Raw genomic sequence first — 26917 nt, 5'->3', positions numbered from 1 at the left:
CACCGTGACCGCCACCCCGTTGCGCCGGTTCCTGCATACGCTGCGCGAGGACCTTCAGACCGCCCGCCGCCGTGACCCCGCCGCACGGTCGCTGGTCGAGGTTGCCCTGGTGTACCCGGGCCTGCATGCGGTGTGGGCGCACCGGGTAGCGCATCGGATGTGGCGGGAGCCGGGCCTGCGCCTGCCGGCCCGGCTCCTGGCACACATCTCCCGTGCGGTGACCGGGGTGGAGATCCACCCCGGTGCCACCATCGGACGTCGGTTGTTCATCGACCACGGGATGGGGGTGGTGATCGGCGAGACCGCGGTGGTCGGAGACGATGTGGTGCTGTTCCACGGTGCCACCCTGGGCGGCAAGTCGATGCGCAAGGGCAAGCGCCACCCCACCGTCGGTGACCGGGTGGTGGTCGGCTCGGGGGCGAAGGTGCTCGGTGCGGTGTGGATCGGTGATGACGTCCAGATCGGTGCGAATGCCGTCGTGCTCAAGGATGTCCCGCCCGGTGAGGTCGCCGTCGGCGTCCCGGCCAAGGTGCGCCGCAAGCCGGCTGCCGCTCCCCCGGAGCCCGAGGTCGACGACCCGGCGATCTACATCTGAGGGTCGTCGTCCCCGGCGGGCCTCGACACCTCGGCGAGGATGCGTGCCAGCTCGTCCGGGCGGCTCCACATCGGCCAGTGACCGGTGGGGAGATCGACGTACTGCACATCCGTGAGGTGGGCGACCTCGGCGAACATCGGGTGCCCGCTCGCGACCAGCTCGCGCACCTGGCGACCGAGGATCGAGCAGCACACCAGGGTGGTGGGCACCCGACGTCGGGCGTCGTTGCGCAGCGGCACGGATGCGCCGATCACTGGCCCGGGCTCCGGGACCGCGCGCTGCCGGAACCGGTCCAGCATCTGCGGGGTAAGACCGTCGAGGCTGGACTGCGCCGCGAGCTGGTCGAAGGGCGGCAGCGGCAGCTCATCCAGCTCCGGGCCGTCCGGGATGGCCTCGTCGGCGGGACTGACCGGGCCGCTGTCGACCCACACCACCCGGGCGACCAGCTCGGGGTGTCGATCGAGCACCATGCTGATCGGGGCGTTCGCGCCGCTGTGTCCCACCAGGATGACCGGGGCCTGCCCGGAGGCACCCGCCGCGTCCATCGCGTGCTCGATGGCTGCTGCCTGGTCGTCAAGGGTGTGGGAGGCGCGCTGGGGGTCGTCGGGGTCTAGCCCGGGCAGGGTGAGCGGGATCGCCCGGTGTCCCAGCGCGGTGAGCCGGTCGGTCACCTGCTCCCAGGCCCACTCGCCGAGCCAGTAGCCGGGGATGAGGAGGAGGGTCGGATGCTGCGTTGGTGTGGTCATGACCCGATGCTCGACCCAGCGTCGGACACCGGCGTGTCACCATTCCTGTCATGATTCCGAGCGGGGTCCGGCGATGAAGCGAACCGAGCGGCTGCATGCACTGTCCGAACTGCTGCGACGCAGCGGACGGCGCGGGTGCTCCGCTGAGCGGCTGGCGAGTGAGTTCGGGGTCTCGGTGCGCACCATCAAGCGCGACCTGGCGGCGCTGGACGACAGCGGCGTGCCGGTCTGGTCCAAGCCCGGGCCCGGGGGCGGCTACGGACTGGCGCCCGGGTCGACCCTGCCGCCGATCACGCTCACCCCGGCGCAGGCGGTGGCGCTGCTGGCCGCGGTGTCGGCAGCACCGGATGCGCCCTACGCGGACCTGGCGACGGCAGGGGTGCGCAAGATCCTGGATGTGCTCGACCCACGGACGCGGGCGCGGGCTGAAGAGCTGGCCGGGAGGGTGTGGGTGAACAACCCGACTCCCTCGACCCGCGCCGTGCGCTCCGCGCTGGAGCAGGCGATGACTGATCAGCGGGTCGTGCGGATCCGCTACCTGTCCGGCGCTGGTGAGACCAGCACGAGGGACGTGGAACCGGTGACCTTCGCGCAGGTGCACGGCAACTGGCACCTGGTCGGCTGGTGCCGACTGCGTGAGGCGATGCGATGGTTCCGGGTGGCGCGCATCGAGGCCGCCCATGTGACCGCGACGCCCTGCACCGGGCACGGGATCGAGGAGCTGGGCGCGCCCCCGCCCACGGCGCGACCGGTGTTCAGCTGACCGCGCCGTCCGACCAGCTGCGTGCGCCGATCTCCGGACGGGAGTCCCACTCCTCGCCCAGCAGCGGCGAGGAGATCAGCATGTCCGCGGTGGCTCGGTTGCTGGCCATCGGCACATTCCAGACCGCACCGATCCGCAGCAGCGCTTTGACGTCCGGATCGTGCGGTTGCGGCTCCAGCGGGTCCCAGAAGAACACCAGCATGTCGATCACGCCCTCGGCGATCTTCGCGCCGATCTGCTGGTCGCCGCCCACCGGTCCGGACAGCAGGCGGGTGACCGGGAGGCCGAGCTCGTACTGCAGCATCGTGCCGGTGGTACCGGTGGCGTACAGGTGATGCCGGGCCAGGGTGCCCTTGTTGAACTCGGCCCAGCGCAGCAGCTCGACCTTCTTGTTGTCGTGGGCGACCAACGCGATGTGGTGGGCGACTCCGGGCATGGGGTCCGTCCTTCCTAGCGGCTCGGACCCAGCGTAGAGGAGCCGCAACTTGTTCTAGTTGACATCAAACAACTAGGATGCAGTCATGTTGTTCCGCATCGACCCCACCGCCGAGGAGCCACTGTTCGAGCAGCTGGCCGGGCAGATCCGCGCCGCCGTGATCCGCGGGGAGCTCTCCCCCGGCGACCGCCTGCCCGCCGCCCGGGATCTGGCGGCCTCGTTGGAGATCAATCTGCACACGGTGCTGCACGCCTATCAGGACCTGCGTGATGAGGGCCTGTTAGAGGTCCGCCGCGGACGCGGTGCGGTCGTGGCGGAACACCAGGCGGGGGACTTCACCCGGTTGCGCACCGCACTGGATGACCTGGTGGCGGCCGCCCAGGACCTGGGACTGGCCGCCGGCACAACGGTAGGACTGGTGCGTGAGGCACTGGCCGGAACGGAGCGACGATGAACCACCGCCTGTCCACCACCCTGATCGGACTCCTGCCCTCGGCCGTGATCCTGGCCGGTGCCGGACTGCTGGCCTGGTCATGGCGTTCGGAGCTGCCCGATCCGGTGGCGGTGCACTTCAGCGCTGACGGCCCGGACGGCTACGGGTCGCTCGGCGGGTTCATCGCGCTGATGCTCGGGGTGTGCGGCGCGGTGGCGGTCGGTGCCTGGCTGGTCGGGGTGCTGCTGGGCAAGGCCGCCGTCACCCGTCGGATCGCGGCGGGCGTCGCGGTCGGGATCAGCGGGCTGGGAGCCACCATCCTGATCGGCTCACTGAACGCCACCCGCGGCCTGGACGATGCCGCACACGCCACCGGGATCAATGGGGTCATCGCCTTGGCACTGGTCATCGGCCTCGCACTCGGCATCGGAGCAGCCTGGGTCATGCCCGCCGACCGCCCCTATCCCGCCTCGGGCGCGGTGCGCGGGCCGCGACTCGACCTGGGCGATCAGGAGCGGGCCGTGTGGAGCCGTCAGGTCACCAGCCCGATGGCCCTGTGGCTGGGCGGTGGCGCAACCCTGCTGCTCGTGATCCTGACCGTGGTGCTGCGGATGCCTGGACTCCTGGCGATCGTGGCGATCCTGCTATTCCTTCTAGGCAGTATGACGGCATTCCGAGTCACGGTGGACACCCAGGGACTCCGGCTGCGGTCGGCCTTGGGCTGGCCCCGGGTCGAGATTCCGGCTGCGGAGATCACCGCGGTCGAGGTGACCCAGGTCCGCGGCATGCAGGAGTTCGGCGGCTTCGGCATCCGCGTGGGTCGACGGGGCGAGACCGGGTATGTGCTCCGCAACGGTGAGGGCATCCGGGTGCATCTGACCGGCGGGCGCGAGGTCGTGGTGACCGTGCCGGATGCGCACACCGGAGCGGCACTGCTGGCGACCCTCGCCGAGCGCTCCCGGAACTCCACTCGCCCGGAGGCCTGAGACCGGGCAGCATGTCGCCCGTCGACGATGACGGGGGCACGACATGAGGATCGGCTGGCACACCGGCTACTGGACCGCAGGTCCGCCAGCGGGAGCCGCGGCAGCGGTGCAGGACTGCGACCGACTCGGCGTGGACTCGGTGTGGACCGCCGAGGCCTACGGATCGGATGCCTTCACCCCGCTCGCCTGGTGGGGAGCGTCGACCCGGCGGGTGCGGCTTGGCACAGCGGTGGCGCAGATCGCCGCCCGCACACCAACCGCGACCGCGATGGCCGCGCTCACGATGGACCACCTGTCCGACGGCCGGTTCATCCTGGGCCTCGGGGTGTCCGGTCCGCAGGTGGTCGAGGGCTGGTACGGAGCCCCTTACCCCCGACCACTGGCCCGCACCCGGGAGTTCGTCGCCATCGTCCGGGACGTGCTGCGCCGGGAAGTGCCGGTGCGGGCGGAGGGCGACTTCTACCGGCTGCCACTGCCCGAGGGCGAGGGCATGGGATTGGGCAAGCCGCTGCGGTCGACGGTGCACCCGCTGCGCACCGACCTGCCGATCCACCTGGCCGCCGAAGGACCCAAGAACATCGCTCTGGCCGCGGAGATCGCCGATGGCTGGCTGCCGCTGTTCTACGCGCCACGACTGGATGACGAGTTCCGCGCGCTGCTGTCCGAGGGATTCGCGCGGCGGGGATCGGGCATCGGCGACCCGGAGACATTCGAGGTCAGCGCGACGGTGCCGGTGGCGCTCGGCCCGGATGTCGAGTCCGCTGCCGACCGGATTCGCCCCTTCGTCGCACTCTACGCCGGGGGCATGGGCGCAAAGGGTGCCAACTTCCACGCGAATGCCCTGGCCCGATTGGGCTACGCGGAGGCCTGCACGGAGATCCAGGCGCACTGGGCCGCCGGCGATCGAGCCAGGGCTGCCGCCGCAGTGCCCACCGAGCTGGTGCGGGACGTCGCCCTGGTCGGCACCCCGGCTGACCTGGCGGAGCAGGCGGCGGCCTGGCAGTCGACGGCGGTGACGACCATGGTGCTCCAGTGCGGCCCGCAGGAGCTGCCGGAGGCGGTGGCGGCGCTGCGCTGAGTCCAGCCAGCAAGACGGTGCGGTTCATGCCTTGTGCACCTTTTGGGCGCTCGCTACTGTCGGCGTATCCCGAGGCGTGAACGGCACGTCTCAGCGGGCAAGACACCGGAGGAGGTCGCCATGCATCAGCGCATGACGCTCCTGCGTTGTTGTCCGGGCTCTGCCTGTCGCCCCTGCGCCTGACCTCGCTGCGTCAGACCCTCCTGCGCATCGCGGCACGACGCCGCCCGGCCCGACGCCGACCACCCTCCCCCGGTCCGGCACGGTGCCCGCCCCACACCGCCCCGCCGACGGACTCGCTCTGTCGCCCCAGCCTCGGGACGCCCCCTGATGAGCCGCACCACCGCCCACCCAGTCGGTCTGCGCGACGTACACCGCAGCTTCGACGGACCCGATGGTCCTCGTACCGTGCTGGACCGGATCGACCTGGACATCGCCGCCGGTGAGATCGTCGCCGTGATCGGTGCCTCCGGCTGCGGCAAGTCGACGCTGCTCCGCCAGGTCGCGGGACTCGACACCCCCAACGGCGGCACGATCACGCTGGCCGACACCCCGGTGCGGGGGCTCGACCCGCGCACCGCCGTCGCCTTCCAGGAGCCGCGACTCCTCCCCTGGCGCAGCCTGGCCCGCAATGTCGCGCTCGGACTCCCCCGGGGCACCACCAGAGCCGACGGTGCCGAGCAGGTCGCCCGATTGCTGGCACTGGTCGGCCTGGAATCCTCCGCGCGGCTGCGCCCCCGCCAGGTGTCCGGAGGGATGGCCCAGCGCGCCTCCCTGGCCCGAGCATTGGCCCGTCGACCCGGGGTGCTGTTGCTGGATGAGCCCTTCGGCGCGCTGGACGCCCTGACCCGGCTGCGCATGCAGGACCTGTTGCTGTCCCTCCACGCCGCGAACCCGGTGACCGTCCTGCTGGTCACCCATGACGTGGACGAGGCGCTGTACCTCGCCGACCGGGTGGTGTTGCTCGGCAGCCCCACCCCGGAGTCCGGTTCGATCCGCCGGGTGCTCACCGTGCCGGGCACCCGACCACGCGACCGCGCCGACCGGGTGCTCGCCCGGCTGCGCGCCGAACTGCTCGACGGTCTCGGCGTCCCCACCCACCACCACGACCCCGACCTGCACCACTCGATCTGAGGAGACCCTCATGACCACCCGTACCGTGCGACTGGCCCTGGCCGCCACCTCCCTCGCAGCCACTCTGGCCGTCGCGGGCTGCGTGTCGGGTGAGGGCAACACCAGCTCCGCCGCCGAGCCCGCCGCCGGCACCACCGCCTCCGGCGACGGGTGGAGTGCGGACACCCTGACCCTGGACTTCGCCACCTACAACCCGCTCAGCCTGGTAATCAAGGACCAGGGCTGGATCGAGGCCACCCTCGGCGATGCGGTCGACGTGGAGTGGGTGCAGTCCGCGGGATCGAATAAGGCCAACGAGGCACTGCGGGCCGGGGCCGTCGACGTCGGCTCCACCGCCGGGTCGGCCGCGCTGCTCGCCCGGTCCAACGGGTCACCGATCCGCACCATCGACATCTACTCCCAGCCCGAGTGGTCGGCACTGGTCGTCCCGGCCGGTTCGGACATCACCAGTGTCGAGGACCTGGCGGGCAAGTCCGTGGCCGCGACCAAGGGCACCGACCCGTACTTCTTCTTGCTGCAGTCCTTGGACGAGGCGGGGGTCGACCCGGCGAGCGTCGAGGTGCAGAACCTCCAGCACGCCGACGGCAAGGCCGCCCTGGAGAACGGCTCAGTGGACGCCTGGTCCGGACTCGATCCGCTGATGGCCGCCTCGGAGGCGGAGGCCGGCTCCACGCTGCTGTACCGGAATGTCGACTTCAACACCTACGGGTTCCTCAACGCCACCCAGGACTTCCTGGATGCCAGCCCCGACCTGGCGCAGGTGGTGGTGGACGCCTATGAGAAGGCCCGGGCCTGGGCACAGGAGAACCCCGACCAGGTGGTGTCGATTCTGGCCGAGGTGGCGGGCATCGACCCGGCGGTGGCCGAGACGGTGATCACCGAGCGCACCGGGTTGGACATCGACCCGGTGCCGGGCCAGGCACAGCGCGAGGTGCTGGAGGTGGTCGGCCCGATCCTGGTCGAGTCCGGCGATGTCGCGGACCAGGCGACCGTGGACACCGCCCTGGATGAGCTCTTCGACCCGAGCTTCGCCGAGGCCGCCGACCCGAGCACGATCGCGGACTGACCGATGAGCACGCTCGCGCAGGAAGCTCTCACGCGCTCACCCGTCGGTGGCAATCCGTTCCGGCCCGTGCTGCCCACACGACTCCGGCGCGGACCTTTGACCCGGCGGGGGGTGCGGATCGGGCTCGGGGCCGTGATCCCAGTGCTGCTGCTGGTGGCCTGGCAGGTGGCCACCAGCGCCGGGTGGGTGCGCCCCTACCAGCTGCCCGCCCCGTCGTCGGTGTGGACCGCAGCGGCGGATCTGGCCGAACGCGGTCTGCTCGCGCAGTACGTGGCGATCTCCACCCAGCGCGTGCTGGTCGGCTTCGCGGTGGGTGCCGCCCTGGGGCTGATCCTCGGGTCACTGGTCGGGCTGTCCCGGGTGGCGGCGGCGCTGCTGGAACCGGTCCTGGGCGCAGTCCGGGCGGTGCCCTCGCTGGCCTGGGTGCCGTTGCTGGTGCTCTGGATGAAGATCGGCGAGGAGTCCAAGATCACGCTGATCGCCATCGGGGCGTTCTTCCCGGTGTACACCACGGTGGTCGCCGCGCTGCGGCATGTCGACCCGCTGCTGGTGGAGGCCGGGCGCGCCTACGGCCTGCGCGGCACCCGGCTGCTGACCGCGGTGCAGTTGCCCGCCGCGGTGCCCGGGGTGGTGGCCGGTCTGCGGTTGGCGATGGCGCAATCCTGGCTGTTCCTGGTGGCGGCCGAGTTGATCGCCTCCTCGATGGGACTGGGATTCCTGCTGATCGACTCGGGCAACAACGGCCGGGTGGACCGGATGCTGCTGGCCATCGTGCTGCTGGCGGTGCTGGGCAAGATCACCGACGGGCTGATCGGGCTGGGCGAGCGGCTACTGGGGAGGCGCTGGGGATGACCACCTTCGACACCCTGAACGACGAGCAGCGCCGGTTCCCCGCCCCGGCCGGGGACTGGCAGATCGGCCCGGCGGAGCACGCCGCACTGCTGGCCGCCGGTGACGCCGATCCGGTGGCGTTCTGGGAGGACGCCGCACGGCGACTGACCTGGGACGCTCCCTGGCACACCGCCCACACCTGGGAGCCCGCCCGCTGGGAGGGTGACGAGCTCAGCGTGCCCCGGGCGCAGTGGTTCGTGGGCGGACGACTGAATGCCGCGGTGAACTGCGTGGACCGCCACGTCGACGCCGGTCGGGGCGAGAAGATCGCCCTCCACGCCGAGGGTGAGAACGGCGACCGGCACTCGTACACCTACCGCGAGCTGCGGGACGAGGTGTCCCGGGCGGCGAATGCGCTCACCGCGCTCGGCGTCGGCCCCGGCGACCGGGTGGTGGTCTACCTGCCGGTGATCGCCGAGACCATCATCGTCACCCTGGCCATCGCCCGGATCGGCGCGGTGCACTCGCTGGTCTTCGGTGGGTTCAGCGCGGATGCGGTGCGATTCCGGGTGCAGGACACCGGCGCGAAGCTGCTGGTCACCAGCGACGGGCAGTTCCGACGCGGTACGGCGGTGGAGGTGAAGTCCACCGCGGATGCCGCCGTTGACGGCCTCGATCATGTGGAGCACGTGCTGGTCGTGCACCGCACCGGTCAGGACGTGGCGTGGACCCCGGGGCGGGACGTGTGGTGGCACGACGTGGTCGACACCGCTGACCCCGTGCACCGGGCGCAGGCCTTCGACGCCGAGCACCCGCTGTTCGTGATCTACACCTCCGGCACCACCGGCAAGCCCAAAGGTCTGGTGCACACCACCGGGGGCTACCTCACCCAGGCTTCGTGGACGCACTGGGCGGTCTTCGATTCCCGCGAGGACGACGTGCACTGGTGCACCGCGGACCTGGCCTGGGTCACCGCGCACACCTACGAGATCTACGGGCCGCTCAGCAACGGGCTGACCCAGGTGATCTACGAGGGCACCCCGGACACCCCGCACCGCGAGCGCCACCTCAACGTCATCGAGCGCTATGGCGTGACCACGTACTACACCGCGCCTACCCTGATCCGGACCTTCATGACCTGGTTCCCGGACGGTCTGCCTACCGGACACGACCTGTCCTCGATCCGGCTGCTCGGCACCGTCGGCGAGGCGATCAATCCGGCGGCCTGGGTGTGGTTCCGCGAGCAGTTCGGCGGCGGCACCGCCCCGGTGGTGGACACCTGGTGGCAGTCCGAAACCGGTGCGGCGGTGATCGCGCCTCTGCCGGGATCGACCACGCTCAAACCCGGGTCGGCGACCCGTCCACTGCCCGGACTGTCCGCGAAGGTCGTCGACGCCGAGGGGGTGCCGGTCCCCCGCGGCTCCGGCGGCTACCTGGTGATTGACCGCCCCTTCCCCGGGATGGCCCGCACCGTGTGGGGTGATCCGCAGCGGTACCGCGACGCCTACTGGCGGGCCTTCGCCGATCAGGGCTACTTCTTGGCGGGTGACGGGGCGTCCTGGGACGAGGACGGTGACATCTGGCTGCTCGGTCGGGTGGACGACGTGGTCAACGTCTCCGGGCACCGGCTGTCCAGCATCGAGATCGAGTCCGCCCTGGTCGCCCACCCCGCGGTCAGCGAGGTCGGCGTGGCGGGGGTGGACGACCCGGTGACCGGACAGTCTGTGGCCGCATTCGTCGTCCCCGCTGTCGCACCCGGTGCCCCCGCGGACCTGAACGCCTGGCACCGGGCCGGTCACGCGCTGCGCGAGGAGCTGCGCGCACAGGTGGCCGAGCAGATCGGCCCGGTGGCCAAACCCCGGCACCTGTTCCTGGTGCCGGAGGTGCCCAAGACCCGCTCCGGCAAAATCCTGCGCCGCCTGCTCGCCGATCTGCACGACGGCCGTCCGCTGGGCGACCGCACCTCCCTGCAGAACCCCTGGGCGGTCCAGCAGGTCGCCGACCTGCTCGACCGTCACCGCACCACCGTGAGAGAGACCACCGCATGAGCGACCATCAGTTCGGCTTCCGCACCCGCGCCCTGCACGCCGGAGGGGTGCCCGACCCCGCCACCGGGGCCCGGGCGGTGCCGATCTACCAGAGCACGTCCTTCGTGTTCTCCGACACCGCCGACGCGGCCAACCTGTTCGCGCTGCAGAAGTACGGGAACATCTACTCCCGCCTCGGCAACCCCACGGTGGCGGCATTGGAGGAGCGGATCGCCTCCCTGGAGGGCGGCATCGGTGCCGTGGCCACCGCCTCCGGAATGGCGGCCGAGTTCATCACCTTCGCTGCCCTGGTCGGTGCCGGGGATCACGTGGTGGCCAGCTCACAGCTCTACGGCGGCACCGTCACCCAGTTGGACGTGACCCTGCGCCGGTTCGGGGTGGACACCACCTTTGTGCCCGGCACCGACCCCGTGGACTTCGCGGCGGCGATCCGGCCGGAGACCAAAGTGCTGTACACCGAGGTCATCGCCAACCCCTCCGGTGAGATCGCGGACCTGCGCGGCTTGGCCGAGGTCGCGCACGCCGCGGGCATTCCCCTGGTGGTCGACTCCACGCTGACCACCCCGTACCTGATTCGGCCCATCGAGCACGGGGCAGACATCGTCATCCACTCGGTAACCAAATTCCTCGGCGGCCACGGCACCACCCTGGGCGGGGTGGTGGTCGAGTCGGGCCACTTCGACTGGGGCAACGGCAAGTTCCCGCAGATGACCGAACCGGTGCCCAGCTACAACGGCGTGAAGTGGTGGGAGAACTTCGGCGAGTACGGGTTCCTGACCAAACTGCGCTCCGAGCAGCTGCGGGACATCGGCCCGTCGCTGTCCGCGCAGTCCGCCTTCCAGCTGCTCCAGGGGGTGGAGACCCTGCCGCAGCGACTCGACGCGCACCTGGCGAACGCCCGCACCGTCGCCGAGTGGCTGACCGCCGATCCGCGGGTGGGTCAGGTCAACTGGGCCGGTCTGCCCAGCCACCCGCACCACGGCCGGGCTCAGCGGTACCTGCCGCAGGGCCCCGGCTCGGTCTTCGCCTTCCGACTGGCCCCCGGCGGTGGACGGGACGGCCGCGAGGTCGGCCGCCGGTTCATCGAGCACCTGCAGCTGGCCAGCCACCTGGCCAATGTCGGCGACGCCCGCACCCTGGTGATCCACCCGGCCTCCACCACCCACCAACAGCTCTCCGCCGAGCAGCTCGACGCCGCCGGGGTGCCGGACGACCTGGTGCGGATCAGCGTCGGCCTGGAGGACCCGGAGGACATCCTCTGGGACCTCGATCAGGCCCTCACCGCAGCGACCTCGGAGGTCCAAGCATGAGCGCCCGCACCTGGCAGGGCCCCTCCGCGCAGGACCGGCTCGCCCTGCTCCGCCGCACCCGGTCGATCGCCATCGTCGGCGCCTCGAACAACCCGGCCCGAGCCAGCTACTTCGTCACGACGTACCTGCTGTCCAGCTCGCCCTACCGGCTGTTCCTGGTCAACCCGCGCGAGACCGAGATCCTCGGTCAGCCCGTGTACCCGTCCCTGGCCGACCTGCCCGAGACGCCCGACCTGGTCGACGTCTTCCGACGGCACGACGACCTGCCCGGCGTGCTGGACGACACCCTGGCCGTAGGCGCGAAGGCCCTGTGGTTGCAGCTCGGGTCCTGGCACGAGGACGTCGCCCGACGGGGCGAAGCCGCCGGGCTGACTGTGGTGATGGACCGGTGCGTGAAGGTCGAGCACGCCCGGTTCCACGGTGGCTTGCACTTGGCTGGGTTTGACACCGGGGTGATCAGCTCCCGGCGGGCATTGGGCTAGGCGGCGCTCACCCCACCCGACGCTCTGCCGCATGCCGCCCCCTATCAGGCCACCGGACCGGCCTCATCTCCCCGTGCCTTGGCCGCGTACTCCATGCTGCGCTGCGGCCACGATGGCACGGGGGTCGCTGGTGGCGGTCGTCTCGATCCGGGTGCTGCAGCCGCAGCGGGGCGAGAGAAGTGAAGGAAAAACGGGTCGGCGGGCAGTATCGTTGCTGGTCAGGAAGTGTTGGTTCCCTGCGTGCAGGGGTGTTCCGTACGGCTCCGCCAGAGTCGCCTGGCAGAACGCGTTGGTTCCCTGCGTGCAGGGGTGTTCCAGGGCGTCTCGCTGGCGAGCTTGTCGATTACGGAGTTGGTTCCCTGCGTGCAGGGGTGTTCCGCCCCCGATGATCGCTGATGTCATCTCCGACGCGTTGGTTCCCTGCGTGCGGGAGCGAGCCGAGGGCCAGGCGGTCGAAATCGCTGGTCTCGGGGAGCATCGCAGCCGGGTTCGCTACCAACGGCAGCACTACCGAATCCACCAATCGTTCGGCGAATGCCTCGTCCATCGGCAAGTGCGCGACCATTTTCCGGTAGTGGATCATCGCCGGGGCGACTGCCGCGATCATGTCCAGGTCGGCGTCCGGGTGGACTTCGCCGCGCTCGCGGGCGCGCTCCAGCAGCGTTCGCATCAGGCGCACTCGCCCGGCGACGAACTGCTCGTGGAACACACCGGCGACCTCAGGCTCGGCCTTGACGGCGACCAGGAGCCCGGACATGAGCTCGTCGTTCTTCATCCGGGTGGCGAGGGTGGCGACGGAGAGCAGGTCGTCGCGCAGGTTTCCGGTGTCGGGCACCTCATCGGCGTGCAGTTGTTTGGCGCACAACAAGGAGTCCACGATCAGCCGCACCTTGGAGGACCATCGCCGGTAGACGGTGGCCTTCCCGACTCCAGCGCGCTCGGCGACCGCATCCATGGTCATCGCCTCGTAGCCGCGTTCGATCAGCAGCTCGCGGGTGGCTTGGAGGATCGCCTCATCTTTGCCGGGGTCACGGCGGCGCCCGGGACGGCAGGGAGGGTCAGTGGGCGCAGCGTCGTCGCTCGCGGACATCCGCACTCCTCTCGTCGCGCGCCATCGTGCCACCGGATGAACATCTGACCAAATCGAGACTTGCCAGTTCCGGAACCAGCCAGTTTCGGTTTACAGTCCTCGCCATGTCCTCACCCACAGCCACCCCCGCACGACGCCGATGGTGGGTGCTCGCCACCGTCGCGCTCGCCCAGCTGATGGTGGTGCTCGACGCCACCATCGTGAACATCGCGATGCCGTCGGCCCAGGCCGAACTCGGCTTCAGCGACAACGACCGGCAGTGGATCGTCACCGCCTACGCCCTCGCCTTCGGCAGTCTGCTGCTGCTCGGCGGCCGACTGTCCGACATGCTCGGCCGTCGACGGATGTTCCTGATCGGCCTGGTCGGCTTCGCCATCGCCTCAGCCCTCGGCGGAGCGGCCAGCAGCTTCGAACTCCTGGTCGCCGCGCGGGCGTTGCAGGGCGTGTTCGGTGCCGCGCTCGCCCCCGCCGCGCTCTCGGTGCTGACCATCACCTTCACTGTGCCCGCCGAACGCGGTCGGGCCTTCGGGATCTTCGGCGCCATCGCCGGGATGGGTGGGGCGATCGGTCTGCTGCTTGGCGGGTATCTCACCGAGAACTTCGACTGGCGCTGGAACCTGTACGTCAACGTGGTGATCGCCGCCGTCGCGCTGATCGCCGGGCTGATTCTGCTGCCCCGGATCGGCGGCTCCGCCGAGCATCGACTCGACCTGCCCGGCGTCCTGCTGGGCACCACAGGACTGTTCGCGCTGGTCTTCGGCTTCTCGCAGGCGGAGCCGCAGGGCTGGGACTCGGTCGCCACCTGGGGACCACTGGCCGCCAGCGTGCTCCTGTTGGTCGGATTCGTGATCCGACAGCGCACCGCCGCCCACGCGGTCCTCCCGCTCGGCGTGCTCCTGGACCGGGACCGCGGCGCCTCCTTCCTGTCGATCCTGGTCGCCGGGTCGGGGATGTTCGGAGTGTTCCTGTTCCTGACCTACTACCTGCAGTCGACGCTCGGGTTCAGCCCGATGCGCACCGGTGTGGCATTCCTGCCGATGGTGGTCTCGATCATCATCACCGCGCAGATCCAGTCGAATCTGCTCATCCCCCGATTCGGGCCGAAGCTGCTGGTGCCCATCGGGATGACGCTGGCCGCCACCGCGATGTTCTCCTTCACGCTGCTGGAGACGCACAGCAGCTACCTGCACGTGCTGCCCGGACTGATCCTGATGGGCATGGGGATGGCGTCGATCATGCCGGCGTCCTTCCAGCTGGCCACCCTGGGCGTCGAACAGCGGCTGGCCGGCGCGGCCTCGGCCCTGGTGTCCACCAGCCAGCAGGTGGGCGGCGCGATCGGCACCGCGCTGCTGAACACCCTGGCCGCCACCGCCGCGAGCGCCTATGTCGCCGACCACGCACCGGCCACGCCGCAGGTGCTCGCCGAGGCGGCCCTGCACTCCTTCGACACCGCCTACGCCTGGTCGGCCGGGATCTTCCTCGGCGGGGCGGTGCTGGCCGGGGTGCTGTTCCGCCGTCGGAGTGACCGCCTCACCCGGCAGGCCACCGCCCCCGTCGGGCTGGAACCGGCCATCGCGCACTGAGGCCCCCGCGCGGGCTCCGGATCGACGCCGGAGCCCGCGCGTCAGTCCTGCTCGGGGAACCAGACGGCCCGGCGCAGCGCCACCCGGGTGCCGTCAGCGGTCAGCGGTGTCGACTCCGCACGCAGGGCAGCCAGCGCACGTTCCGCGTAGTGAGCGGGCGGCGATCCGGCAGCGTTGACCACCCGCCACCACGGCCAGTCGCCGTCCCCAGCCGCCATGATCCGCCCCACCTGGCGGGGGCCACCTCGCCCGACTCCCCCGGCCGCGATCAGCTGGTCCGCCACGACCTCGGCGATCAGCCCGTAGGTCATCGCGCGACCGGGCGGGATCCGCCGGACCAGCGCCCGCACCGCGTCGATGTACTCGGAGTCCACGACCGCCAGTGTGTCAGGGACGCCAGGGCCGTCGGGTCCGCTCGCCCAGCAGTCTCGTTCCGGGCAGAACGGAGCGCGCAGGATCCGTCAGTCGGCGCGGCGGACCAGGACCAGCGCCCGGTCGTCACCCTCCGGTGCCCGCACCGCACGGAGCAAGTCCTCGGCCCCACCACGACGGGTGGCGAGCAACTCTTCTGCCGCCCCCATCAGCCGGTCGATGCCGAGGTCGAGGTCGCCGCCCGGGGTCTCGACCAGACCGTCGGTGTAGAGGATCAGGGTGTCCCCGGGCGCGAGCCGTCCGGTGCCGGTGACGTACTCCGGACCCTCGATCACCCCCAGCGCCGGACCACGCAGCTGCGGCAGGCGCTCGACCCGCCCGGAGCCCGCGTGCAGGTGCACCGGGGGCAGATGCCCCGCCAACGCGATGGTGTAGAGCCCGGTCTCCAGATGCACGGTCAGGTGTACGGCTGTGGCGAAGCCCTCCGCCCACCGGCGACCGAGCAGGTAGGCATTCGCGGCGGACAGCAGATCACGGGCGGGCAGCGCACCGATCATCCCGGCCAGCGCCCCGGACAGTTGCAGGCTGCGCACCCCCGCCTCCTGTCCCTTGCCCGACACGTCGACCAGCACCAGTTCCAGCAGACCGGGGCGGTTGGCGGTCACCACGAAGTCCCCGGAGAACGCCTCGGCATGCGCCGACCGCAGGGTGGTGTCCACCGACCAGCCAGCCGGAAGCGTCGGCACCTGCCCGTGCGCGGCGATTCGGTCGCGAAGGTCGACCAGCATCAGTTCACCGGGCGCACCCTGGAGTCCGAGCCGCTCCCGGTGCCAGGCGAAGCTCAGCAGTGCCACGATGGCGATGGCCTGCACCACCCAGGTGCCCGGGGTGAAGTCGCCCAGGTCGAGCACTTCGACCAGCACCACCTGCACCACGATGGCGACGCAGAGCAGCACCATGGAGCGCAGCCGCAGCAGGAAGGCACCGAGCAGCTCGATCAGGATGTAGGTCGACGGCGGCACCCAGGGCCGGACGGTCACCAGGCCGAAGCTCGCCAGCACGGTCAGCGCGACCAGGATCAGGGTCAACGCGCGCTGCGATCCCAGGCCCCAGCGGCGCAGCCGACCGCGGGTCCGGTCCAGGACGCTCGGGGAACGAGCGGAGTCATGCGGCATGGTGCGGTGAGGCTACCCGGACAAATCGCGGGAATCGGAAATTCACCTGCACAAAGGAGCGTGTCCGAGCAGGATGACCGCCATGCTGCCCGACGGATACCAGCTCGTCTCCATCGACGAGGACCGCCTGACCGAGTTCCGCGAGGTCGACGAGTTCGGCTTCGCCGAGCACCTCGACGAGGAGACGCTCAAGCACCTGACGTTCTCGATTCCCTTCGACCGCACCCGCGCGGTCGAGCGGGACGGCGAGCTGGTCGCGGTGCACGGGTCGTTCCCGTTCACCATGACCCTGCCCGGCGGCACAGGGCCCTGTGCCGGGCTGACCTGGGTGGCGGTCCGCCCGGATCACCGCCGACGGGGGTTGCTCTCCGCGATGATCCGCGACCACCTCAGCCGGTCCCTGGATCGCGGCGAGGCGATCTCTGCCCTCTTCGCCGCGGAACCCGCGATCTATGGCCGCTTCGGTTACGGCTCGGCCGCCGACGTGCTGCGACTGACCATCCCGCGCGGGGCGAAGCTCCGCGATGTCCCCGGTTCCGCCGAACTGACCGTGCACCTGCGCACCGCCGACCGCGAGCAGCACGAGCAACTGCTGATCGATCTCCAGGCCGAGGCATGGTCCGACCGCCCGGGCTGGGTGAACCGGTCCACCCCCGGGCTGCGCGAGCGGCTGCTCACTGACCCGCCGGCCTGGCGGGAGGGTGCCGAGCCGCTGCGGGTGGTGACCGTGCACCGGGGCGACGCTGTGGTCGGTTACGCCTTGCTGGCCCGCAAGGAGAAGTGGGACGAGGCCGACAACCCGGTGTACACCGCGACGGTCCGCTCGCACGGTGCACTGGACCCCGCCGCTGCACACCGGCTGTGGAGCTTCCTGCTCGACCTGGATCTGGTCACCAGTGTCAGCGCGGCCTTCGCCCCGGACGACGTGCTGCCCACACTGCTGATCGACTCACGCAAGGCGAAGCCCGTCATCGTGGACAACGTGTGGGTACGGGTTGCGGACGTGCCCGCTGCGCTGACCGGTCGCCGGTTCTCCACCCCAGCGGATCTGGTGCTGGGCATCCGGGACGGCCTGCTCCCGGACAATGAGGGCACCTGGCGACTCACCGTCGCCGCGGACGGTTCGGCCACGGTGACCCGGACCGACGCCGCACCGCAGCTGACCATGGAGATTCGGGAGCTCGGGGCGCTGCTGCTCGGTGGTCGCTCGGTGTCCGCGCTGGCCCGGGCCGGACTGATCGAGGTCGCTGAGCCCTCGGTCGTCGCCGCCGCGGACACCGCCTTCCGGTGGCACTCCGCGCCGCACACCCCCTGGGGGTTCTGAGCAGACAACGAGGCCCCCGCATCCACTCGGATGCGGGGGCCTCGTGCGCTGTCAGGAGCGCGATGCCTCGTAGGCAGCCAGCAGGTCGATCCGGCGCTGGTGGCGCGGGTCCTGGCTGAACGGCTCGGCGACGAACGCGTCCACCAACTCGATGGCCTGGTCCACCGAGTGCTGGCGGGCCCCAATGGCCACCACGTTGGCGTCGTTGTGCTGGCGGGCCAGCTGAGCCGTCTCGGTGTTCCAGGCCAGGGCAGCGCGAACACCCGTGACCTTATTCGCCGCGATCTGCTCCCCATTGCCGGAACCACCGATCACCACCCCGAGGCTGCCCGGGTCCGCGACGACCGCCTCGCCCGCCGCGAAGCACACCGGTGGGTAGTCGTCCTGCGCGTCGTAGCTGGACGCCCCGTGGTCGGTCACCTCGTGGCCGGCGGCCCGCAGGTGCTCCAGGAGCGCGACTTTCAGCTCGAATCCGGCGTGGTCGGCGGCGACGTGGATACGCATGGGGTCATCTTGCACCACCGACCGATCCACCCGCGCGTCGATCCGAGTCACCGACCTGGACGTGACCGGAGGGCACCGGATCTGGAACGGGAGCAGCCGGGCCGCCAGCCGCGGACACGTGGACAGCGACGGCGAGCCCGGGTGAGGTAGGAAGACAACCGTAGGCTGACCCCATGACGCATTCCGGTATCGACCAGACCGCTCTGGACCCCGCGACCCGCCCGCAGGACGACCTCTACCGGTACGTGAACGGCCGCTGGTCGGACGCCCACGTCATCCCGCCGGACCGCGCGATGGACGGCTCCTTCCGCGCGCTCTACGACCAGGCGGAGGAGCAGGTCCGGGAGATCATCACTGAGTCCGCCACCGGGCAGATCGCCGACCTGTACGCCTCCTTCATGGACACCGACCGGATCGAGTCCGACGGCGTCACCCCGCTGGCCCCCGAGCTGGACCTGATCCGCTCCGCCACCGACCACCAGGACCTGATCGACGTACTTGGCGCATTGCAGCGCGCCGGTGCGGTCTCCGCCGCCGGGGTCTGGGTGGACAACGACGCCGACGACCCCACCCGCTACGTGGTCTACCTGACCCAGTCCGGCCTCGGCCTGCCCGATGAGTCGTACTACCGCGAGGAGCAGCACGCCACCGTGCTGACCGCCTACCGCCCGCACATCGCCCGGATACTGCTGCTCGGCGGCTGGGCTACCGATCAGGCCGACGCGGACGCGCAGGCCAGTGCCGTCGTCGCATTGGAGACCGCGCTGGCCGCCGGTCACTGGGATGTGGTCAAGGACCGCGACGCCGACCTCACCCACAACCCCACCACGCTGGCCGAGCTCTCCGACGCTGCCGCCGGATTCGACTGGCCGCGCTGGATCCGGGCCCTGCAGGCCCCGGAGGGTGCCTTCGACCAGCTGATCGTCCGCCAGCCGTCCTACCTGGCCGAGCTGGCCGCGCGTTGGACCGTCGAGCCGGTCACCGCCTGGCAGTCCTGGCTGGCCTATCACGTGATCAGCGCCCGCGCTCCCTACCTGTCCACCGAGCTGGTCGAGGCGAACTTCGACTTCTACGGCCGCACTCTGACCGGCGCGCAGGAGCTGCGTGACCGGTGGAAGCGCGGTGTCTCCCTGGTGCAGGGCGTCCTCGGCGAGGCCGTCGGCCAGGTGTACGTCCAGCGGCACTTCCCTGCCGCGCACAAGACCCGGATGGAGCAGCTGGTCGCCAACCTGGTCGAGGCCTACCGGGAGTCGATCAGCGCCCTGGACTGGATGGGTGAGGAGACCCGCACCCGCGCGCTGGCCAAGCTGGACGCCTTCACCCCCAAGATCGGCTACCCCGACACGTGGCGCGACTACTCCGGCCTGGAGATCCGCCGCGACGACCTGCTCGGCAACGTCCGCCGCGCCGCCGCATTCGACCTGGACTACGAGCTGGGCAAGATCGGTCGCCCGATCGACCGCGACGAGTGGTTCATGACCCCGCAGACGGTCAACGCCTACTACAACCCGGGCATGAACGAGATCGTGTTCCCGGCCGCCATCCTCCAGCCGCCGTTCTTCGACGCGGACGCCGACGACGCGGTCAACTACGGCGGCATCGGCGCGGTCATCGGACACGAGATCGGCCACGGATTCGACGACCAGGGCTCCAAGTACGACGGCGAGGGTCGGCTGCACGACTGGTGGACCGACACCGACCGCGCCGAGTTCGAGAAGCGCACTGCCGCCCTGATCGAGCAGTACAACGCCTTCTCCCCCCGCCAGCTCGACGGCTCGCACCACGTGAACGGCGCGCTGACCATCGGGGAGAACATCGGCGACCTCGGCGGCCTGTCCATCGCGCTCAAGGCCTACCGCATCGCCCTCGGCGGCAACCTGGACGACGCCCCGCAGATCGACGGTCTGACCGGCGTGCAGCGAGTGTTCCTCGGCTGGGCACAGGTCTGGCGCGCCAAGGGCCGTGACGAGGAGGTCATCCGCCGCCTGTCCACCGACCCGCACTCCCCGGACGAGATCCGCTGCAACGCGGTGGTGCGGAACATCGACGAGTTCTACGCGGCATTCGACGTGCGGGCCGGGGATGGGCTGTACCTGGCGCCGGAGGAGCGGGTCACGATCTGGTGACCGCTGGTGTGCCCGGGCCGCAACCGGTCCGGGCACACCCCCGACGTTCGCCGGACACGGCTCAGGGCAGCTCCACGCGCTCCGCCGTCGCCACCCGGAACCCGACCCCGTCCGCGCCGGTGCAGCTCATCCCGTCCGACCCGGAGGTGCAGGTGTACTCCCCCACCTGCTGACTGCTGCCGTACTCCAGCACCTCGACGTCGCCGCCCGCCGCGTCGGGAACCTGCTCGGTGCAGGGCACGTCCACGCCCCCGGTGGTCAGGGTGATCACGTGTCCGGTTCCGGCACCGGTGCAGCCGGCGATGGCCGGTGGTTCCACCGAGGTGTTCGCGATGGTGCAGGTGACGCCCTCGCCGGTCATGTCGCAGACGATGTTGCCGGTGGGTGAGGCGAAGCGCTGTTCGGTGTCGGAGGTGGCGACGTCGTCGGAAGCCGATCGGGTCGGTTCACTGCTGCTGGTGGCGGTGGAGGACGTGGGCGTGCCCGCCTGGGGTGTCGGGTCGTCGCCACCGCCGCCCAGGAGCAGGATCGCGGTCACCGCCAGCACCACAATCAGCACCAGGTCGACCACCAGGAAGATTTTCAGTCCGCGGGACAGCCCCGCCAGCGCACCGGTCATGCTCACTCGCCCCCGAGTCCGCTCAGTCGAAGACGGGACCCTGGGTGCGGGTCCGCTTCAGCTCGTAGAAGCCGGGCACCTGGGTGACCAGGGCCAGACCGTCGAACAGGGCCAGCGCGTCCTCACCCTTCGGCGCGGGGGTGATGACCGGTCCGAAGAAGCCAACGCCGTTGATCGCCACCACCGGGGTGCCGACCTCGTCGCCGACCAAGGCCAGGGCCTCGGCGGTGGAGGCGCGCAGCTGGGGGTCGTACTCCTCGGAGTCGGCATAGGCCAGCAGGGAGTCGGGCAGCCCGACCTCAGCGAGGGACTCGGCAATGATCGCGCTGGTGTCGCTGCGGCCACCGGGGTGGCGGCGAGTGCCGAGCGCGTCGTAGAGCGGCTTGAGGTCGGCCTGGTAGAGCTCGCGGGCGGCGACCAGCACCCGGACGGCGGCCCAGGAGTCGGCCATCAGCCGTTGGTACTCCTCGGGCAGTTCCCGGCCCTCGTTGAGCACGGACAGGCTCATCACGTGCCAGCGCACCTCGATGCCGCGCTGCTGCTGCACCTCGGTGATCCATCGCGACGTCATCCACGCCCAGGGACAGGCGGGGTCGAACCAGAAGTCGACGACGGGTGCAGCAGAGGTCGAGGTCACGGGGCGCCTCCAGGGGAGCGTGGACGGGCACGGCCCACCCGAGCGGGTGAGCCGCGGACCATCATGCACTCCGCGCCCCGCCCCGTGTCACCTCGTGGGAGGATGCCCGCTGCATTGCTTCACCGACAGGAGGATCCGCGTGCCCGCTGAGAATCTGACCCGCGACGAGGCCCGCGCCCGCGCCGCCCTGGTCGACGTCGAGTCCTACGACGTCACCCTCGACCTGTCCACTGGCCCGGAGACCTTCGGCTCGACCACAGTCGTCCGGTTCACCAGCCCGCAGCCGGGGTCGTCGACATTCCTGGATCTGATCGCCCCCACCGTGCGCCGGGTGGTGCTCAACGGTGTGGAGCTGGAGGTGGCGGATGTGGTCGCCGACTCCCGGATCCGCCTGGACGGCCTGGCCGCTCAGAACGAGGTGCTGGTCGAGGCCGACTGCGCGTACATGAACACCGGCGAGGGCCTGCACCGGTTCGTCGATCCGGTGGATGACGAGGTGTACCTGTACAGCCAGTTCGAGGTCGCTGACTCCCGGCGGGTGTTCGCGGTCTTCGAGCAGCCGGACCTCAAGGCGACCTTCACGTTCACCGTGACCGCGCCCGCGCACTGGGTGGTGGTGTCGAACTCCCCGGAGACCGGTGACCCGGTGCCGGTCGAGGGCGGCGTCAACCGCAACGGTGGCGCGGACGAGGGCACGGCGACCTGGCGGTTCCAGCCGACGCCGCGGATCTCCTCCTACATCACCGCGATCATCGCCGGGCCGTACCACCACGAGCACGGGGAGCTGACCTCCACCGACGGCCGGACCATCCCACTGGGAGTGTTCTGCCGCGGGTCGTTGGCCGCGCACCTGGACACGGAGAACATCCTGGACATCACCCGGGCCGGCTTCGCGTTCTACGAGGAGCTGTTCGACTTCCCGTACCCGTTCGCCAAGTACGACCAGCTGTTCGTGCCGGAGTTCAACGCTGGGGCGATGGAGAACGCCGGGGCGGTCACGTTCCTGGAGAACTACGTCTTCCGGTCCAAGGTGCCCGAGGCCACCGTCGAGCGGCGTGCGGTGACGATCCTGCACGAGCTGGCGCACATGTGGTTCGGCGATCTGGTGACCATGCGCTGGTGGGACGACCTGTGGCTGAACGAGTCCTTCGCGGAGTTCGCCTCGCACCTGGCCACCGCTGAGGCCACCGAGTGGACCAGCGCGTGGACGACGTTCTCCTCGCTGGAGAAGTCCTGGGCCTACCGGCAGGACCAGTTGCCCAGCACGCACCCCATCGCCGCGGACATCCGCGACCTGGAGGACGTCGAGGTCAACTTCGACGGGATCACCTACGCCAAGGGTGCCAGCGTGCTCAAGCAGCTGGTGGCCTGGGTCGGGCAGGAGCAGTTCTTCGCCGGAGTGCGGACCTACTTCCGCAAGCACCAGTTCTCCAACACCGAGCTGCGTGACCTGTTGACCGAGCTGGAGGCCACCAGCGGCCGCGACCTGTCCGCCTGGTCCGGGCTGTGGCTGGAGGAGTCCGGGGTCACTCTGCTGCGCCCGCGGATCGAGTCCGATGACGACGGCATGATCACCGCGCTGTCCATCGCGCAGGAGGTTCCGGCCGAGCACCCGGTGCAGCGCCCACACCGGATCGTGATCGGTGGCTACGACCTGGTCGACGGGAAGCTGACCCGCACCAGCCGCACCGAGCTGGATGTGGACGGCGAGCTGACCGAGGTGACCGAGCTGGTTGGCACCCGCCGCCCGGACCTGCTGCTGCTGAACGACGATGACCTGGCTTACGCCAAGGTCCGCCTGGACGAGCGCTCGCTGGCCACCGCCATCGCCCACCTGGACGCCTTCACCGACTCCCTGCCCCGCACTCTGGTGTGGGCGGCGGTGTGGGATGCCACCCGCGATGCGGAGACCCCAGCCCGGGATTACGTGGATCTGGTGCTGAGCAACATCGCGCACGAGACCGACTCCACCGTGGTGCTGGTGCTGCTGCGGCAGCTGGCCACCGCGCTGGATCTGTACGTCGCTGCCGACCACCGTCCCGCCACCGAGAAGGCCGCGGCCGACTCGCTGTGGGCGCTGGCCGCCGATGCCCCGGCGGGGTCGGACACGCAGTTGCAGCTGGTGAAGGCCTTCGCAGGCCGGGCGGGCACCCCGGAGCAGCTGGACACGGTGGAGGCCCTGCTGGACGGTGACACCAAGCTGGACGGTCTGAGCATCGACACCGATCTGCGCTGGGAGCTGCTGACCAGCCTGGTCGCCGGGGGTCGTGCCGGTGCTGAGCAGATCGACGCCCAGCTCGCCGCGGACCCGACCGCCACCGGTCAGCGGGCGGCGGCTCATGCGCGTGCCGCTATGCCCACCGTCGAGGCCAAGGCCGCCGCCTGGGCTGCCGTGGTCGAGGCGGACACCCTGCCGAATGCGCTCCAGGCCGCGACCATCGCGGGCTTCGACCGGGTGCACGACCGCAGCCTGCTGCGCCAGTACGTGACGCCGTACTTCGACTCGCTGGAGTCGGTGTGGGAGGACCGCACGAATGAGATGGCACAGAACATCGTGACCGGGTTGTTCCCGACCCTGCTCGCGGACGACCCGGAGACTGACGTGCTGGCCGCCGCCGACGCGTGGCTCACCGGGCACCCGCAGGCCGCCCCCGCGCTGCGTCGCCTGGTGGCGGAGAGCCGGGACGGCGTGGCGCGTGCCCTGTCCGCCCAGGCAGCGGATGGTCGCTACATCGAGCACTGAGCTCAGCGTTCAGCCGATCGCAGGCCGGTGACCCCCACGGGTCACCGGCCTGTCTGCTCCGTCATCCCTGGAGTGGAGGAACACTGGGCCGACCGCGACGATGGTCGTACGCCGCAATCACTCCCCGCGGCGATGCCCCGGTGTCCCGTGCTGGCCGAGGCTGAGGGCATGGAGAAGCCCACTCGCCTCGGCACCGTCCTGATCCTGCTGTTGGCCCTGGTGTTGGCCGGTCTGGGCGCGTGGTGGGGCATGGGCCACGCCCGCCCGGCCGAGGCCCAGGAACCGGGTGTCCCCCCGGTGTCCGTCGTGGACGAGCGGCCGGAACCGACACCGGAGGAACCGGTGGTGACCGCCATCGACCCGGAGCTGATGCGCCGGTTCCAGCTCGCTCGGGACGACGCGGCGGCTGACGGGCTCCTGCTGATGCTGACCTCCGGGTGGCGGTCCGCCGCGGACCAGCAAGAACTCGTGGACGAGGCGATCGCGAAGTACGGCGACCCGGCCGAGGCACACCGCTGGGTGCTACCGCCGGAGAAGTCCGCCCACGTCCAGGGCACCGCCATCGACGTGGGTAGCACCGACGCCGCCATCTGGCTCGGCGAGCGGCAGGAGCAGTACGGGCTGTGCCGGACCTATGCCAATGAGATGTGGCACTTCGAGCTCGTCGGCGAGGTCGGCGATCCATGCCCGCAGATGTGGCCGGATGCCTCCCACGGATGGAGCTAGCGACCGTCGTCAGCCGCGCAACGCCTGCACCAGCGAGCGATACCGCGGGTGCCTGACCAGCTCCCCCACCGTCACCAGGGTCCCCGCACCATCCGCCAACGGCACCTTCCAGTTCGGGTACTCCGTGTCGGTGCCGGGCTGGTTCTGCGCCCGCCGCTCCCCCACCGCATCCGCCAGGGAAACGCCGACCAGCACCGACGGCGTGCGGAGCACGTACCGGTGCAGCGCCTCGACCACCTCACGCTCGGTGGGATCAGCGGCGATCAGGCCCTGGCCACGCAAGGCAGCGAGCATGGCCTCCCGCTCAGCCTGCGCCTGCGCCCGCACCACCGGGACAGGCTCGGTCAGCAATCCGAGGCGTTCCCGGAGCGCCACGTGCTCCTCCGCCAGGTAGCCCGCGGTGGGCGGCAGGTCGTGGGTGGTGACGGTGCTGAGCGCCAGTCGCCGGTAGTCCTCGGGGCGCAGCGGCCGACCCTGCTCGTCCTTCTCGAACCAGAGCACGGAGGTGCCGAGCACCCCCCGTTCGGCCAGCAGCTCGCGGACACCGGGCTCGACCACGCCCAGGTCCTCACCGATCACCATCGCCCCGGCCCGCTGCGCCTCAAGCAGCAGGATGCCGATCATTGCCTCCGGGTCGTAGCGCACGTAGGTGCCGGTGCCCGGTGCCTGTCCGCGCGGGATCCACCACAGCCGGAACAGCCCCATGATGTGGTCGATCCGCACCGCCCCCGCATGCCGGAACACGGTGCGCAGCAGATCCCGGTAGGGCTGGTACCCAGCCCGGGCGAGCTCGCCGGGATGCCAGGGTGGCTGCGACCAGTCCTGGCCCTGCTGGTTGTACATATCCGGTGGTGCACCCACCGAGGCGGCACCGGCCAGCACTCCGCCCAGCGCCCAGGCATCGGCACCACCCGGGTGCACGCCCACGGCCAGGTCGTGCATCACCCCCACCGCCATCCCGGCCTCCCGGGCAGCACGCTGCGCGTCGGCGAGTTGCTGATCGGCGAGCCACTGCAACCAGGCGTAGAACTCCACCCGATCGGCCAGCTCGGTGCGGGCACGCAGCGCGCCGGGTGCGATGGGTCCGCTCAGGTCCTCCGGCCAGGGTCCAGGGCCGTGGCGCTCCACCAGCGCGCACCACAGCGCGAAGTCCGCCAGCCCCCGGCCCTCGCGCTGCCGGAACTCCGCGAAGGCCGCGTCTCGCGCCGGGGTGCGCGGGACGGCGAACAGCACCTCGAGCGCCTCGCGCTTGGCGGCCCAGGCGGCGTCCCGGTCGATCGGGCCGTCATCGCCGTCCAGGGCCAGCGCCGGTTCCGCCGCCCACTCGATCAGAGCTCGGTCCGCGGCGGACAGGTAGCCCGCCTCGTGGATGTCTTCCACCCGCAGGTACAGCGGATTGCTGAACCGTCGGCTGGTTGGCAGGTAGGGCGAGGGGGTCAGCGGCGGCGCCGGCTCGGCGGCATGCAGCGGATTGATCAGCAGAAAGTCGGCACCATCCGCGGCGGTCAGCCAGGCCAGGTCCGCGAGGTCGCGCAGATCGCCGACGCCCCAGGACTCCCGCGAGCGCACCGAGTACAGCTGCACCATCAGTCCCCAGCGGGGGTGCTGGGCCACCGGTGCGGGCAGGTCCAGGCGGTCCGGCACCACCACGAGCGGCGACCGCACCCGACCGCCGGGGGTCTCGGCGTGCAGCCGGTGCCAGCCCAAGGCCAAGGCTTCGGGGATCTGGAAGGTCGCGCGGCCGATCTCGCGCCCATCCACCACCCGTGGCGGCACCCACCGGTCCAGCTGGCCGAGCTCGACCACACCACCGGCCTCCAGCTCAATCCAGACCCGCACCGGGTCGCCGTGGTCGACGTGCACCGCCAGCTCGTCCTGCCGCCCTTGGCGGTGGACCACCACGGGGGGAAGCACGTCACGCCATGGCGCGTCCTCGGCCTCGCGCAGCGCCAGGTCGATCCGTTCCGGGGTGCGAGCGTCTACTCCCAGTGCGGCCAGCACGGCCACCAGGGTGTCCGGACTCGCCTGACCCCGTCCGCCGCCGAAGGTGTCGAAGGTGATGTCCACACCGTGCGCCGTCGCCAGTGCGTGCAGGGGTCCCAGCTCAGCA

At 70.8% G+C, this 26917-nt stretch carries 25 protein-coding genes; 16 read left to right on the top strand and 9 right to left on the bottom strand.

What is annotated here, in order from left to right; genetic code table 11:
• Positions 1-4: 4 nt before the first annotated feature.
• Positions 5-595: a serine O-acetyltransferase EpsC gene (gene epsC, locus AB0N78_RS07100; RefSeq protein WP_363387604.1), complete on the top strand. Its 591-nt coding sequence runs from the start codon at positions 5-7 to the stop codon at positions 593-595.
• Here the strand turns inward: epsC and AB0N78_RS07095 are convergent.
• Positions 586-1341, bottom strand: a complete 756-nt coding sequence (locus AB0N78_RS07095; RefSeq protein ID WP_363387601.1) for an alpha/beta hydrolase — start codon at positions 1339-1341, stop codon at positions 586-588. The two genes, epsC and AB0N78_RS07095, sit on opposite strands and share 10 nt — an antisense overlap.
• A gap of 73 nt (positions 1342-1414) precedes the next feature.
• Between AB0N78_RS07095 and AB0N78_RS07090 the strand changes: the two genes are divergently transcribed.
• Positions 1415-2104 (top strand): WYL domain-containing protein, encoded by a 690-nt coding sequence (locus AB0N78_RS07090; RefSeq protein WP_363387598.1) that lies wholly within the window; start codon positions 1415-1417, stop codon positions 2102-2104.
• Here the strand turns inward: AB0N78_RS07090 and AB0N78_RS07085 are convergent.
• Positions 2097-2540 carry a methylglyoxal synthase gene (locus tag AB0N78_RS07085; protein WP_363387595.1) on the bottom strand — a complete coding sequence of 148 codons (444 nt, stop codon included), beginning with the start codon at positions 2538-2540 and terminating at the stop codon, positions 2097-2099. The two genes, AB0N78_RS07090 and AB0N78_RS07085, sit on opposite strands and share 8 nt — an antisense overlap.
• Positions 2541-2625: 85 nt before the next feature.
• Between AB0N78_RS07085 and AB0N78_RS07080 the strand changes: the two genes are divergently transcribed.
• From AB0N78_RS07080 to AB0N78_RS07040, 9 genes are all read left to right on the top strand, one after another.
• The gene (locus AB0N78_RS07080) at positions 2626-2994 is read left to right on the top strand and encodes a GntR family transcriptional regulator (RefSeq protein ID WP_363387592.1); all 369 of its coding nucleotides are present in this window, start codon (positions 2626-2628) and stop codon (positions 2992-2994) included.
• A complete protein-coding gene (locus AB0N78_RS07075; protein ID WP_363387589.1) occupies positions 2991-3959 on the top strand; it encodes a DUF1648 domain-containing protein in 969 nt (322 codons plus the stop codon). The genes AB0N78_RS07080 and AB0N78_RS07075 overlap by 4 nt, the downstream gene beginning before the upstream one ends.
• Positions 3960-4002: 43 nt before the next feature.
• Positions 4003-5037: an LLM class F420-dependent oxidoreductase gene (locus AB0N78_RS07070; protein ID WP_363387586.1), complete on the top strand. Its 1035-nt coding sequence runs from the start codon at positions 4003-4005 to the stop codon at positions 5035-5037.
• 330 nt (positions 5038-5367) lie between these two features.
• On the top strand, positions 5368-6171 hold the full coding sequence (locus AB0N78_RS07065) for an ABC transporter ATP-binding protein (protein WP_363387584.1): 804 nt from the start codon (positions 5368-5370) through the stop codon (positions 6169-6171).
• A 10-nt stretch (positions 6172-6181) separates the two neighbouring features.
• Positions 6182-7237 (top strand): aliphatic sulfonate ABC transporter substrate-binding protein, encoded by a 1056-nt coding sequence (locus tag AB0N78_RS07060; protein WP_363387581.1) that lies wholly within the window; start codon positions 6182-6184, stop codon positions 7235-7237.
• 66 nt (positions 7238-7303) lie between these two features.
• Positions 7304-8089, top strand: a complete 786-nt coding sequence (locus tag AB0N78_RS07055; protein ID WP_363388242.1) for an ABC transporter permease — start codon at positions 7304-7306, stop codon at positions 8087-8089.
• On the top strand, positions 8086-10116 hold the full coding sequence (acs, locus tag AB0N78_RS07050) for an acetate--CoA ligase (protein ID WP_363387578.1): 2031 nt from the start codon (positions 8086-8088) through the stop codon (positions 10114-10116). The genes AB0N78_RS07055 and acs overlap by 4 nt, the downstream gene beginning before the upstream one ends.
• Positions 10113-11426, top strand: a complete 1314-nt coding sequence (locus AB0N78_RS07045) for an O-acetylhomoserine aminocarboxypropyltransferase/cysteine synthase family protein (RefSeq protein WP_363387575.1) — start codon at positions 10113-10115, stop codon at positions 11424-11426. The genes acs and AB0N78_RS07045 overlap by 4 nt, the downstream gene beginning before the upstream one ends.
• A complete protein-coding gene (locus tag AB0N78_RS07040) occupies positions 11423-11908 on the top strand; it encodes a CoA-binding protein (RefSeq protein ID WP_363387573.1) in 486 nt (161 codons plus the stop codon). Before AB0N78_RS07045 ends, AB0N78_RS07040 begins: the two co-directional genes overlap by 4 nt.
• Before the next feature lie 343 nt (positions 11909-12251).
• On the opposite strand, the gene AB0N78_RS07035 is transcribed toward AB0N78_RS07040, so the two are convergent.
• Positions 12252-12998, bottom strand: a complete 747-nt coding sequence (locus AB0N78_RS07035; RefSeq protein ID WP_363387570.1) for a TetR/AcrR family transcriptional regulator — start codon at positions 12996-12998, stop codon at positions 12252-12254.
• Between the two features lie 104 nt (positions 12999-13102).
• Here AB0N78_RS07035 and AB0N78_RS07030 point away from each other — a divergent pair, with 104 nt between their 5' ends.
• Positions 13103-14581 carry an MFS transporter gene (locus AB0N78_RS07030; RefSeq protein WP_363387567.1) on the top strand — a complete coding sequence of 493 codons (1479 nt, stop codon included), beginning with the start codon at positions 13103-13105 and terminating at the stop codon, positions 14579-14581.
• A gap of 41 nt (positions 14582-14622) precedes the next feature.
• On the opposite strand, the gene AB0N78_RS07025 is transcribed toward AB0N78_RS07030, so the two are convergent.
• Both AB0N78_RS07025 and AB0N78_RS07020 read right to left on the bottom strand, forming a co-directional pair.
• Complete coding sequence (locus tag AB0N78_RS07025; RefSeq protein ID WP_363387564.1) at positions 14623-14955, bottom strand: MGMT family protein; 333 nt, start codon at positions 14953-14955, stop codon at positions 14623-14625.
• 87 nt (positions 14956-15042) lie between these two features.
• A complete protein-coding gene (locus AB0N78_RS07020) occupies positions 15043-16128 on the bottom strand; it encodes a PP2C family protein-serine/threonine phosphatase (protein ID WP_363387562.1) in 1086 nt (361 codons plus the stop codon).
• 73 nt (positions 16129-16201) lie between these two features.
• Here AB0N78_RS07020 and AB0N78_RS07015 point away from each other — a divergent pair, with 73 nt between their 5' ends.
• Positions 16202-17452, top strand: coding sequence for a GNAT family N-acetyltransferase (locus AB0N78_RS07015; protein WP_363387559.1), 1251 nt, complete (start codon positions 16202-16204; stop codon positions 17450-17452).
• Between the two features lie 51 nt (positions 17453-17503).
• Here the strand turns inward: AB0N78_RS07015 and AB0N78_RS07010 are convergent, their stop codons facing one another.
• A complete protein-coding gene (locus tag AB0N78_RS07010; RefSeq protein WP_363387556.1) occupies positions 17504-17956 on the bottom strand; it encodes a ribose-5-phosphate isomerase in 453 nt (150 codons plus the stop codon).
• A 173-nt stretch (positions 17957-18129) separates the two neighbouring features.
• On the opposite strand from AB0N78_RS07010, the gene AB0N78_RS07005 reads away from it, so the two are divergent.
• The gene (locus AB0N78_RS07005; protein ID WP_363387553.1) at positions 18130-20082 is read left to right on the top strand and encodes a M13-type metalloendopeptidase; all 1953 of its coding nucleotides are present in this window, start codon (positions 18130-18132) and stop codon (positions 20080-20082) included.
• A gap of 61 nt (positions 20083-20143) precedes the next feature.
• On the opposite strand, the gene AB0N78_RS07000 is transcribed toward AB0N78_RS07005, so the two are convergent.
• A complete protein-coding gene (locus AB0N78_RS07000) occupies positions 20144-20701 on the bottom strand; it encodes a hypothetical protein (RefSeq protein ID WP_363387551.1) in 558 nt (185 codons plus the stop codon).
• 22 nt (positions 20702-20723) lie between these two features.
• On the bottom strand, positions 20724-21338 hold the full coding sequence (locus tag AB0N78_RS06995) for a DsbA family protein (protein ID WP_363387548.1): 615 nt from the start codon (positions 21336-21338) through the stop codon (positions 20724-20726).
• 139 nt (positions 21339-21477) lie between these two features.
• Here AB0N78_RS06995 and pepN point away from each other — a divergent pair, with 139 nt between their 5' ends.
• Both pepN and AB0N78_RS06985 read left to right on the top strand, forming a co-directional pair.
• Positions 21478-24081, top strand: coding sequence for an aminopeptidase N (gene pepN / locus AB0N78_RS06990; protein WP_363387545.1), 2604 nt, complete (start codon positions 21478-21480; stop codon positions 24079-24081).
• A gap of 168 nt (positions 24082-24249) precedes the next feature.
• Complete coding sequence (locus tag AB0N78_RS06985) at positions 24250-24807, top strand: M15 family metallopeptidase (protein WP_363387542.1); 558 nt, start codon at positions 24250-24252, stop codon at positions 24805-24807.
• 9 nt (positions 24808-24816) lie between these two features.
• On the opposite strand, the gene malQ is transcribed toward AB0N78_RS06985, so the two are convergent.
• Positions 24817-26874, bottom strand: coding sequence for a 4-alpha-glucanotransferase (gene malQ / locus AB0N78_RS06980; RefSeq protein WP_363388239.1), 2058 nt, complete (start codon positions 26872-26874; stop codon positions 24817-24819).
• Positions 26875-26917: the final 43 nt, after the last annotated feature.

Origin of the sequence: Cellulomonas sp. NPDC089187, from assembly GCF_040685135.1 — a bacterium.
Classification (GTDB): Bacteria; Actinomycetota; Actinomycetes; order Actinomycetales; family Cellulomonadaceae; genus Cellulomonas.
This window is presented reverse-complemented; position numbering and strand designations above follow the sequence as displayed.

Bases quoted from the DNA above. Each gene is read 5' to 3' on its own strand.
- AB0N78_RS07095 (WP_363387601.1), bottom strand. From the start codon at position 1,341: ATGACCACACCAACGCAGCATCCGACCCTCCTCCTCATCCCCGGCTAC.
- AB0N78_RS07090 (WP_363387598.1), top strand. From the start codon at position 1,415: ATGAAGCGAACCGAGCGGCTGCATGCACTGTCCGAACTGCTGCGACGC.
- AB0N78_RS07085 (WP_363387595.1), bottom strand. From the start codon at position 2,540: ATGCCCGGAGTCGCCCACCACATCGCGTTGGTCGCCCACGACAACAAG.
- AB0N78_RS07080 (WP_363387592.1), top strand. From the start codon at position 2,626: ATGTTGTTCCGCATCGACCCCACCGCCGAGGAGCCACTGTTCGAGCAG.
- AB0N78_RS07075 (WP_363387589.1), top strand. From the start codon at position 2,991: ATGAACCACCGCCTGTCCACCACCCTGATCGGACTCCTGCCCTCGGCC.
- AB0N78_RS07070 (WP_363387586.1), top strand. From the start codon at position 4,003: ATGAGGATCGGCTGGCACACCGGCTACTGGACCGCAGGTCCGCCAGCG.
- AB0N78_RS07065 (WP_363387584.1), top strand. From the start codon at position 5,368: ATGAGCCGCACCACCGCCCACCCAGTCGGTCTGCGCGACGTACACCGC.
- AB0N78_RS07060 (WP_363387581.1), top strand. From the start codon at position 6,182: ATGACCACCCGTACCGTGCGACTGGCCCTGGCCGCCACCTCCCTCGCA.
- acs (WP_363387578.1), top strand. From the start codon at position 8,086: ATGACCACCTTCGACACCCTGAACGACGAGCAGCGCCGGTTCCCCGCC.
- AB0N78_RS07045 (WP_363387575.1), top strand. From the start codon at position 10,113: ATGAGCGACCATCAGTTCGGCTTCCGCACCCGCGCCCTGCACGCCGGA.
- AB0N78_RS07040 (WP_363387573.1), top strand. From the start codon at position 11,423: ATGAGCGCCCGCACCTGGCAGGGCCCCTCCGCGCAGGACCGGCTCGCC.
- AB0N78_RS07035 (WP_363387570.1), bottom strand. From the start codon at position 12,998: ATGTCCGCGAGCGACGACGCTGCGCCCACTGACCCTCCCTGCCGTCCC.
- AB0N78_RS07030 (WP_363387567.1), top strand. From the start codon at position 13,103: ATGTCCTCACCCACAGCCACCCCCGCACGACGCCGATGGTGGGTGCTC.
- AB0N78_RS07020 (WP_363387562.1), bottom strand. From the start codon at position 16,128: ATGCCGCATGACTCCGCTCGTTCCCCGAGCGTCCTGGACCGGACCCGC.
- AB0N78_RS07015 (WP_363387559.1), top strand. From the start codon at position 16,202: ATGACCGCCATGCTGCCCGACGGATACCAGCTCGTCTCCATCGACGAG.
- AB0N78_RS07010 (WP_363387556.1), bottom strand. From the start codon at position 17,956: ATGCGTATCCACGTCGCCGCCGACCACGCCGGATTCGAGCTGAAAGTC.
- AB0N78_RS07005 (WP_363387553.1), top strand. From the start codon at position 18,130: ATGACGCATTCCGGTATCGACCAGACCGCTCTGGACCCCGCGACCCGC.
- AB0N78_RS07000 (WP_363387551.1), bottom strand. From the start codon at position 20,701: ATGACCGGTGCGCTGGCGGGGCTGTCCCGCGGACTGAAAATCTTCCTG.
- AB0N78_RS06985 (WP_363387542.1), top strand. From the start codon at position 24,250: ATGGAGAAGCCCACTCGCCTCGGCACCGTCCTGATCCTGCTGTTGGCC.